The sequence below is a fragment of the Zhongshania guokunii genome, assembly GCF_040892635.1.
Lineage (GTDB): Bacteria > Pseudomonadota > Gammaproteobacteria > Pseudomonadales > Spongiibacteraceae > Spongiibacter > Spongiibacter guokunii.
Map to the genome: position 1 here is coordinate 82,552 of NZ_JBFRYA010000016.1, position 9,401 is coordinate 91,952.

General features: G+C 50.0%; 5 protein-coding genes. 2 read left to right on the top strand and 3 right to left on the bottom strand.

Features of this window, described 5'->3' with window-relative positions; genetic code table 11:
• Positions 1 to 11 precede the first annotated feature (11 nt).
• The gene (locus AB4876_RS16010) at positions 12 to 788 is read left to right on the top strand and encodes an SDR family NAD(P)-dependent oxidoreductase (RefSeq protein ID WP_368382757.1); all 777 of its coding nucleotides are present in this window, start codon (positions 12 to 14) and stop codon (positions 786 to 788) included.
• Between the two features lie 101 nt (positions 789 to 889).
• On the opposite strand, the gene AB4876_RS16015 is transcribed toward AB4876_RS16010, so the two are convergent.
• The 3 genes from AB4876_RS16015 to AB4876_RS16025 form a co-directional block, all read right to left on the bottom strand.
• Positions 890 to 1,657 (bottom strand): hypothetical protein, encoded by a 768-nt coding sequence (locus AB4876_RS16015; protein ID WP_368382758.1) that lies wholly within the window; start codon positions 1,655 to 1,657, stop codon positions 890 to 892.
• Positions 1,658 to 2,064: 407 nt separating this feature from the next.
• Positions 2,065 to 4,512, bottom strand: coding sequence for a TonB-dependent receptor (locus tag AB4876_RS16020; protein WP_368382759.1), 2,448 nt, complete (start codon positions 4,510 to 4,512; stop codon positions 2,065 to 2,067).
• A 310-nt stretch (positions 4,513 to 4,822) separates the two neighbouring features.
• Entirely contained in the window at positions 4,823 to 7,186 is a 2,364-nt protein-coding gene (locus AB4876_RS16025) for a TonB-dependent receptor (RefSeq protein WP_368382760.1), read from the bottom strand.
• A 300-nt stretch (positions 7,187 to 7,486) separates the two neighbouring features.
• Between AB4876_RS16025 and AB4876_RS16030 the strand changes: the two genes are divergently transcribed.
• Positions 7,487 to 9,401, top strand: a 1,915-nt coding sequence (locus AB4876_RS16030; RefSeq protein ID WP_368382761.1) for an oxidoreductase, incomplete at its 3' end; no start/stop codon positions are given.

A 9,401-nucleotide genomic window follows, 5' to 3' on the forward strand; every position in this document is an offset into this window, starting at 1 on the left:
AGGGGTCGGAAATGCAAAACATAGAAACGCTATTTTCGATGAAGTCTAAAATCGCGGTGGTGACCGGCGCGGGCACCGGGATCGGCCGCCAATTTGCCCACACCCTCGCGAGGGCCGGTGCTAAAACAGTCTGTGTGGCCCGTGACGCCACGCGTTTAGAAAGTGTGGCTGACGCGATTCGTTCCGACGGCGGCGATGCTATAGCAATAGCCGGCGACATTAGCAGCGTAAAATCCATAGAGGAGATATTTGCGCAAATTGAAGAAATTTACGGCCGCGCCAATGTTTTGGTGCACTGCGCCGCGCAGGCGGATTTTGGCCTGTTTCCAGATGTGCAAGATGAAAGCTGGGACAGCCTGATCAACGTAAACCTATCTGGCACCATGCGCCTGTGCCGACGTTTTGCCAGTGCATTACTAGCAGCCAATGAAGCAGGGGCCATCGTCAACATCACCTCAATTACCGGCGACCGAGTGATGCCCGGCATGCCCGCCTACTGCGCGCTTAAGGCGGCAGTAAATCAATTGAGCAAGGCGATGGCCCGCGACCTATTTGGCAAAAATATTCGCGTCAATGCGCTTGCGCCCGGCTATTTTAAAACCGAAATGTCGTCAACGCTGTTTGATTCTGACGAAGGTCAGGCGCTCATTCAAATGCATCCCTTAAAACGCCTAGGTAATGTCGAGGAGTTAGACGGGCCCTTGCTACTGCTCGCCAGTGACGCCTCCTGCCATATGAACGGCTCAATATTAACTGTGGACGCGGGGCATTCTATTTCTTTGGCTTAAGAGCGCGTTATTAATCGTCGATTGCTGCTCTAGATACAGGGAATATTGAAGGTGATTGAATACTCCCTGCCCCCGAATAGTCACAACACAAACTTGAAGTGCTACGACTCCATCGCTAAGCGAAACAAGACCATCGACAATGAAAACAAAGCAAAAATACAATTCATGGTAATCACCCATGCAGCAACTCTGCGCAGCTCTTTGCCGGTACCGGCAGTAGCTTTATGCGCACCGGTAATATGCTCCAGCATGTGCAGGCCATTTTGATCTTTCCAAGTGAGTACCAGCGCTTCGGCAACGCCGTATACCGCAAAGGGCACAACTGGAAATACCAAGGGGTAAGTACCCCGCGTCGAATGGAGCGCAGGACCAAACACTTCGTAATATGTCCACCAACCTACTAGTGCCGAGAAGCCTTCTACCATTAAATTCCATACATAGAAGAAGGGCGCGGCAATCAATAACACCACCAACACCCGGCTCCAATCCGGCTTAGCAGCACGGAGCTTGTCGACCAGAAACCAAATCAGAGAATATATCGCGAGGAAATACCAGCCATAGGCCGCTGGCATAAACATGGGCTTATTCGGCGTTGTAAACGGCAATTCAATAGGGAACAAGGCAAAGCGCGGCGAGTACACCAAAAATGCACCCCAATCGGCGGGAAACTCCAGCCAGAACATTGATGTAGCGCCAATAAATATCAGCGCATATTTACTCAAACTACCGCTACGCTGATACCCCCGAAAAAAGTACAGCGCGATAACCAGCCACAGAATGACCGAGCCAATTTCAAAAACCCAAGGGGCCAAAGGATTCGCAACGGCACCATCTGCATCATGGCCAATTTGTAACCACATAGTATTCATAACACTCACCTAATTCTTATTTGCGTAAAGTGACATCCAGCACTCAGAAGCACTGCTTACATTTGCTACCCACGATTTACAACGATATATACTTAGCACAGCATAACTTACTACTACTCAGCTATATATATCAACACTGTTGAATTAAATAAAATTCAGGAATGAGTACCCCACTAAGGTTTGACGAGGAAATACTTAACTTAATAAGCGGCCGATGATACAAAATACGTAAAAATGGCGCCCCGTTCCCGGTGACGCCAAAGAGGAACTAACAATGAGCCCAACTACAACGATTGCGGCCTACTAATAGCGTAAAAAACCCGACGGAGGGAGACGCCGGAAATTCTTGCAAGATAATTTGCTTTTGGCGGTCAAATGCGCTGGAAAAACCAGCGCATACACATTGTCTAGAAACGCAATTTTCCGTTCACACCCCAGTAGGCTTGAGCACCACGCACGGTGTACTGAAAATAGCCGGTAACAGGGTCGGAATGACCTTTGCGCAGAGCGTAAAACTCATCGGTAACATTGCGACCAAACACACTAATTTCGTACTTACCACTATGGGTTCGCAGCCCGGCGCTTACGTTCAACAAACCGTAGGCTTCCTGAAATAATTTAGGATGGCGCTTCAGATCCGTTGCGGTTTCATCCTGCCATACATAGTTGGCGTTCAGGGTCACGTCCATTGGCAAATCAAGTAATTGGCGCTCGTAATTGCCAGACAAGGTGTATTTAAACCGTGGCGCCTGAGGCGGTTGCTGGCCTTCCATATCCTGAATATTGGTATTCGTGTTACAGCCGTCTTCCGCACTCTGACCTACATAGCAGTCCAATTCAAAATCGCGGAATTCAGCATCGGTAAAGGCTGCGCCAAACTGAATTTCCAGCGACTGAGTAGCTAGCCAAGTGCCATTCAACTCGAAGCCCTGAGTATAGAGGTTACCGGCGTTAATTGGCGCGGTTTGGGTACTACCGGGAACACGCTTGGTTGTCTGTAACTCTTCAACGATCTGATAGAACATCGCACCGTGAAGCTGCATGCGGCTATCGAACAACATGGTCTTAATACCCACTTCGTAGGCGTCTGACACTGAGGGGTTCAAGTAAGCATTTTCTGGTGTGGATGAGCGCGTGTAGTTAACACCAATCCCGATAAACCCCCGCGAATAACTCGTGTAAACATTTGTGTCGTCAGACAGTGTCCAGCGACCACCTAAACGCCCTGACCAGTCAGCGGCCTCACCGTCGGTAACATGGTTATTTTCTTCGTTTAAGATTGCCACCGTTAAGTCGACATCACAGAAGTTGTTTTCACAGCTATACACACTCGCCACAAATGAGCGCTGCTGGTGATCTAGCTTTGCCTGCTCATCGGTCCAACGCAAACCCGCGAATACTTGAAAAATGTCGGTTACGTCATAGGTCACATCACCAAATACTGCCCACGAGGTTTGCTCAAGGTCGTTGGTATAAGGATCAGAAACAATAAAGGGCGTTGGCGGCAAAGGAATGTCTGGGTTCTGACGCACCCAAACCGGCACGGCAACAGCGCCATCTTCATGGTAATTTTGATAATAACCACCGGCCACAACACTCATGCGCTCGTCACCGTATTCTAAACGCAGCTCCTGAGTTTGGTAGTCAACGCTATTAGCGCCACCGGAACGACCTAGCGGCGAATAGTTAGTACCGTCAACAGCAACAGCGAACAGCCCATAGGTATTCTCAGTTTCTGTAATATTGGCTGTTAACGAGTTTAAGTTACCCACACTCGCTGGTGTCGAGTCGATGTCTAAACCAAATTCTTGTTCCCAGCCCCGCGCACTTGTCAGTGATTTCAAGGTCCAGTTATCGCTTAGCTGCCAAGTGAGGTCGGCAACAATACCCCATTGTTCAAAATTGTAAAAATCAGGGGAATTATTATTAATTGTAAAAGGGTCGGCCATTATTTGGCGACCACGTTCAGCATCGCCATCACCCAGGGCGGTGTAGCGTGCCTCGGGGTCGTAGAGCGTATCGGTATCAAAGGTCACCAGCGGATTGCCACCGGTTTCGCTATCATTGAAGTCCGCACTGATCATCATGCTGACGGCATCGCTGAAATCAATGGCTAATTTTGCAACTGCCGCCAGCGACTCATCACCACCAGCATCGCCGTGATCTGCATGGAGATTGCGAATATGGCCGTCGCGATCTTTACTGAGAATATTCACTCGACCCAGTATCGAATCAGAAAGCGGGCCATTCAGCATTAGCTTAAGCACGCGTTCTGAGTCGTCGGTAACACTGCCTTCTATACTTGCTTCAAATTCTGGCGACGGCCCCTTACGGGTAATATTCAAGGCACCCGCCGTGGAATTGCGTCCAAACAAGGTGCCCTGGGGACCAGTTATGACCTCGATGCGTTCAATATCGCCAAGATCGGCGCTGAACTCGCCAGAGCGTGATAGGGGCACGCCGTCCAACACAGTCGAGACACTAGGCTGCACACCACCCTCAGATGAAAACGAGCCAAGACCGCGCATAGAAATTGAGTTGGCCAAACCACCGCCAGTCGCGGCGGAAAACGTAAAGGATGGTGACACAAACCGTAAATCACCAAGGGATTCGATTCGTTCGCGTTCGAGTTTATCTGCACCTAGCGCCTGTATAGATAATGGTACATCAGCAATTGATTGCTCTCGCTTCTGAGCAGTAACGATCACTTCCTCGATTACATTTCTTGCTTTTGCCTGCTGTGCCTGTGCCGTTATAGAAATAGGCAGTAAACTCATTGCTATCAAGGGTACAGCCAACATTGAGCTAGATTTACACAATCGTAAATCAGTCTCTTTGTTGTTATTTATTTTCATTATCACATCTCCAAAAATGAATCTAACCACCCAATAAGTGACCATTATTCAGTTTTTGTGAAGTATTACAAGCCTATTGACGAAAATTGAACATGGAGAGACCAAGCGGATACAGGGCAAATCGTCCCCGCACCCGGGATACATAGAAGGAAAAGAATTTTTGGCCCTACGCTTAAAATGCAGCGCATTATTCCGACCCACTGATACGAGCATAAACACCAGCCAAAAAAAAGGCGCTTCCCGTGAGGAAAACGCCAACAAACCAACCTAGGTGGAATTAAGTAGGCTGCGCTAACGCAGCCATATGTGATCAGAAGCTGTACTTAGCCGCCACACCCCAGTAAGCCTGTGAGCCACGTGAAGTGAACTGGAAGTAACCGGCAACTGGATCAGCTTGACCTTTACTCAAGGCGTAATATTCGTCGGTCACGTTTTTACCAAATACCGACAACTCATAGCGCTCCTGCTTGTCGCGAATACCCATGCTGACATTTAACAAGCCATACTCATCTTGTTCTAGACGAGGATCCCGAGCAAGGTCAGTAGCCGTTTCTGACTGCCACACATAACTCACATTACCGAAACCATTAAAGGGCAAATCAGCAAGCGGTTGGTCATAATTAGCCGACAAGGTGTATTTCAACTCAGGTGCCTGCGGTGGACGCTCGCCACTGAGGTCTTGCTGACCATTGGTACAGCCCTGTGCAGCGGTCTGGCCCACGTAGCAATCCATGTCGAATTCTTGGAATTCAACATCGGTAAAAGCCACACCCAAGGTTAACATCAACATATCTGTTGCCAACCAGCTACCGTTCAACTCAATACCCTGGCTGCGGATTTTACCCACATTGACCGGCGCTGTAAGTGTGCTGCCAGGAATCCGCTTGGTAGACTGGATATCATCAACTTCCTTATAGAAAATTGCGCCATGCAGCTGTGCCGTGCGATCAAGTAAATCACTCTTAAAGCCGATTTCAAATGAGTCTGCAATTGACGGTTCTAAATACGTATTATCTGGCGTTGATGAACGCGTGTAGTTAACACCGATACCAATGAAACCTCGAGAATAGCTGGCATAAACATTACTATCCTCCGAGACATCCCATTTTGCACCAACACGACCAGACCAGTCCGCGCTATGGCCATCGGACTCAAAATCTATAGACGTATTTACGTAAGCCGTCGTTAAATCAATATCACAGACATTATCTGTACAGCTAAAATCTTTAGCGACATAACTTAGCTGCTTATGCTTAAGTGTCGCTTCCTCATCGGTCCAGCGCACCCCAGCAAAGAGCTGAACAACGTCATTAAGATCCCATGTCATGTCACTAAATAGCGCCCACGATTGCTGACTGTAATCGTTGGTATACGGGTCTGACTGAATAAATGGTGTTGGGAGCGGAGGCGCACCACGGATCCACAACGGAACATCCGTTTTACCGTCCTCTTGGTAATCCTGCAAATAAAGACCAGTGACCAAACTCATATCTGCGCGCTGATATTCAAAACGCAGCTCCTGAGTAAAATACTCCAGCTCATTAAGAATTCCAGAATCCCCCAAAGGTGAAAGATTCGTGCCATCGAGATACACGCCAAACATGCCGTAGGTGCTGCCACCCACTGCTGCGGTGGCTGTAGTGCTATCCAGATTACCCATCGACGCAGGCGATGAATCGATGTCCTGATTAAAGGTTTGATCTGAAAGGCGCAGGGCACTGATCGACTTCAGCGTCCACTCTTCATTTAGCTGCCAAGTCACATCGGCAACAAGGCCCTTTTGAGTATAATCTAAAAAATGTTCGGTATTAGCGTTTACTGTAAACGGATCGTTAAGCACTTGCTGGCCCTTGGCAGCATCGCCATTACCCAATGCCACTAAACGTGCTTGTGCACCCGGATATAGCGTATCTAAACCAAAGGTGACCAGCGGATTGCCGCCCGTTTTGGTATCGACAAAATCACCGCTCAGCAACACACTCAAATTATCGCTTAGATCAAAGTTTAACTTGACCATTAGGCCACGGCTTTCTTCACCACCGGCGTCACCTTGCCTAGCGTCAAGGTTCTTAATATGCCCATCGCGATCTTTAAAAAAGACATTTAAACGGCCTTGAACACGATCAGACAGCGCACCGTTAATCATGGCTTTGGTGCTTATTTCATTATCGTCGGTAGCGGCAAGCTCAATCTCAGCAGCAAATTCCTCCGATGGCCCTTTACGCACAATATTCAGCGCGCCGCCAATAGAGTTACGACCAAACAAGGTTCCCTGGGGCCCCGCAATAACTTCAATACGTTCAATATCACCAAGATCGGAGCTAAACTCGGTAGACCTTGCCAGTGCGACACCATCAACGACGGTCGATACGCTGGGTTGTACGCCGCCCTCGGTTGAGAACGAGCCTAAACCGCGCATAGAAATGGAGTTGGAGAAATTACCCGCCGTGCCATGACTAAATGTAAAGCTCGGTGAAATAAGCTTCAGATCTGCTAGAGACTCAAAACGCTCAGACTCAAGCTTATCTGAGGTCAGCGCCTGAATGGACAAGGGCACTTCCGATACCGATTGGGCGCGCTTTTGCGCCGTAACAATGATTTCTTCAATCACATTGCTGCGCCCTTTCGCCGCTTCTTGTGCAATAGTCCCCGCCGACGCGGCTGCAACACACACAGCCAGCAACGTCTTCCTTATCAGCTGTCTGTCACCATCTCTTTTTACATATGTCATTTTATTGCCCACTTTAGTTGTCGACCCATTTAAAACTTACTGTATGTCAGTTATTATAATCATACCCGCTGCCGAACTACAACATTATAAGTAGTTCTACTTAGCTAGTTTGTCCAGCTTTAGTGCTTACACTCTCAGTGTTTTCCGCGAGACACTATAGCGTATAAGCAATATTTAATACGCAGACCCGTAACTGACAGTCACACAGTAATTAAATACAATAAATGAAGCGAGGAGCATCACTTGCGCTACCCATTACTCTTTAAGCCCCTTCGAATTCGCAATGTGGTCATTCCCAATCGCACTGTCATGCCGCCCATGTCCACCCAACTCGGCACCGTCGACGGTAGGGTTAGCGACGCCCAGATCGCGTTTTATCGCGCCCGAGCTACTGGCGGCACCGGTATGATTATTGTTGAGTTCTGCTGCGTCGAGCTGGCATCTGGGCAGTCCGAACCCAATCAGCTGGCACTTGAAAGCACCGACCACCTGCGTGGCCACAGGCTTTTGGTCAATGCGATAACCGCCGCAGGCAGCGTCGCCTGCCTGCAATTGCAACATGGCGGCGCGGCGGCCAAGCGCAGCTTGCTAAAGACCAGCACCACCATAGGCCCCAGCGATATATTCTCTCGCAAAGACCCTAGCAAGCAGACATGCAAAGGCATGAGTCACAGCGAGATTGAAACAATCATTGAGTGTTTTGGCCGCAGCGCCGAACTCGGTATTAAAGCGGGCTACCAAGCGGTTGAACTACACGGCGCCCACGGCTATTTACTCACCCAGTTTATGTCGCCCCGCAGCAATAAGCGCGATGACGTCTGGGGCGGCAATGAAGCTGGCCGCCTGGAGTTCCCCCGCCGGGTTATCCACCGCGTACGGCAGGCCATTGGCAATCGTCCATTGATCTATCGCCTCTCTGCCGACGAATTTTGCGAGGGCGGCCTTACCATAGAAGACATGGAGCGCATTTGCCCCATACTGGTGGATGCTGGGATCGACGCAATCCATGTTTCTACTGGGGTTGGCCCAGAGAGCTTCGACAAAGTATTAGACCCAATGTCCGCACCCGACGGTTGGCGCCTTCCTTATTCCCGCCGCATTCGCCAAGTGTGTAATGTGCCTATTATTACCGTGGGACAGATCCGCCACCCGGACACAGCCGAACAAGCCCTGCGTAATGGCGACGCCGACTTAATCGCACTGGGCCGGACCCTGCTGGCAGACCCAGAGTGGAGCAACAAAGCCAGAGCCGACGATGCCGACGCCATCATCCCCTGCACCTCCTGCAATTTTTGTGTGGCCAATGGCTTTGCGGAAAACAGCATACGCTGCGCCAATAACCCCGCTACTGGCCGGGAGCTAAATGGCGATATTCCACAACTGACAACAGGCGCCCGTGCAGTCGTTGTGGGCAGTGGCCCCGCCGGTATCAACGCTGCTTTGAATTTGGCGACCGCCGGTGCTCACACCACTTTATTAGAATCCCAAAACCGTCTTGGTGGTGGTTTAATTGTTTCAGCGGCCCCGCCCTTTAAAGACAAGTTGGAGCGCTATCGCCAATATCTAATTCGGCAATTGCAGGCAAGTACCGTAGCGGTAGAGCTCGAGGCTAACACCAGCCAACAAAATATCACTACACGGCAACCCGATATTGTGGTATTTGCCACCGGCAGCCGCGCGCGGCCACATAGTTTTAGCGGCCTTGATAGCAGCAATAGCTGCGACGCTTTCGAGCTGCTAAACAGCCTGCCAAGTCACGCGCTCCCGGCCCCAGACGCAGGCCCCATTTTGGTATTAGGCGGTGGAGAGACCGGCTGCGAAACCTGTGAAGCACTTATAGCGCAAGGCTACAAAGTAATATTATCAAGCCGATCCCCCGCCCGCCAACTCGCGCGTTCGGCAGAAATGATCTACCGCAACGACCTGCTCCAGCGCTTACTGGCTAGCCCCCAGTTAGAGCTGATCTGCAATAGCGAACTCGATAATGTACATAAGGGAATCGCGCAGCTTCGGGCGAGCGACGAAGTGCTTAACAGGGCGATTTCTTACTGCGTACTCGCTCAGGGGAGAGATCGTGAACACAGGCTGCACGACGCACTTTCTACTCCCTCCACCGGCAGTAATTTTGAGTGTGCACTGATTGGCGACGCCCACACCA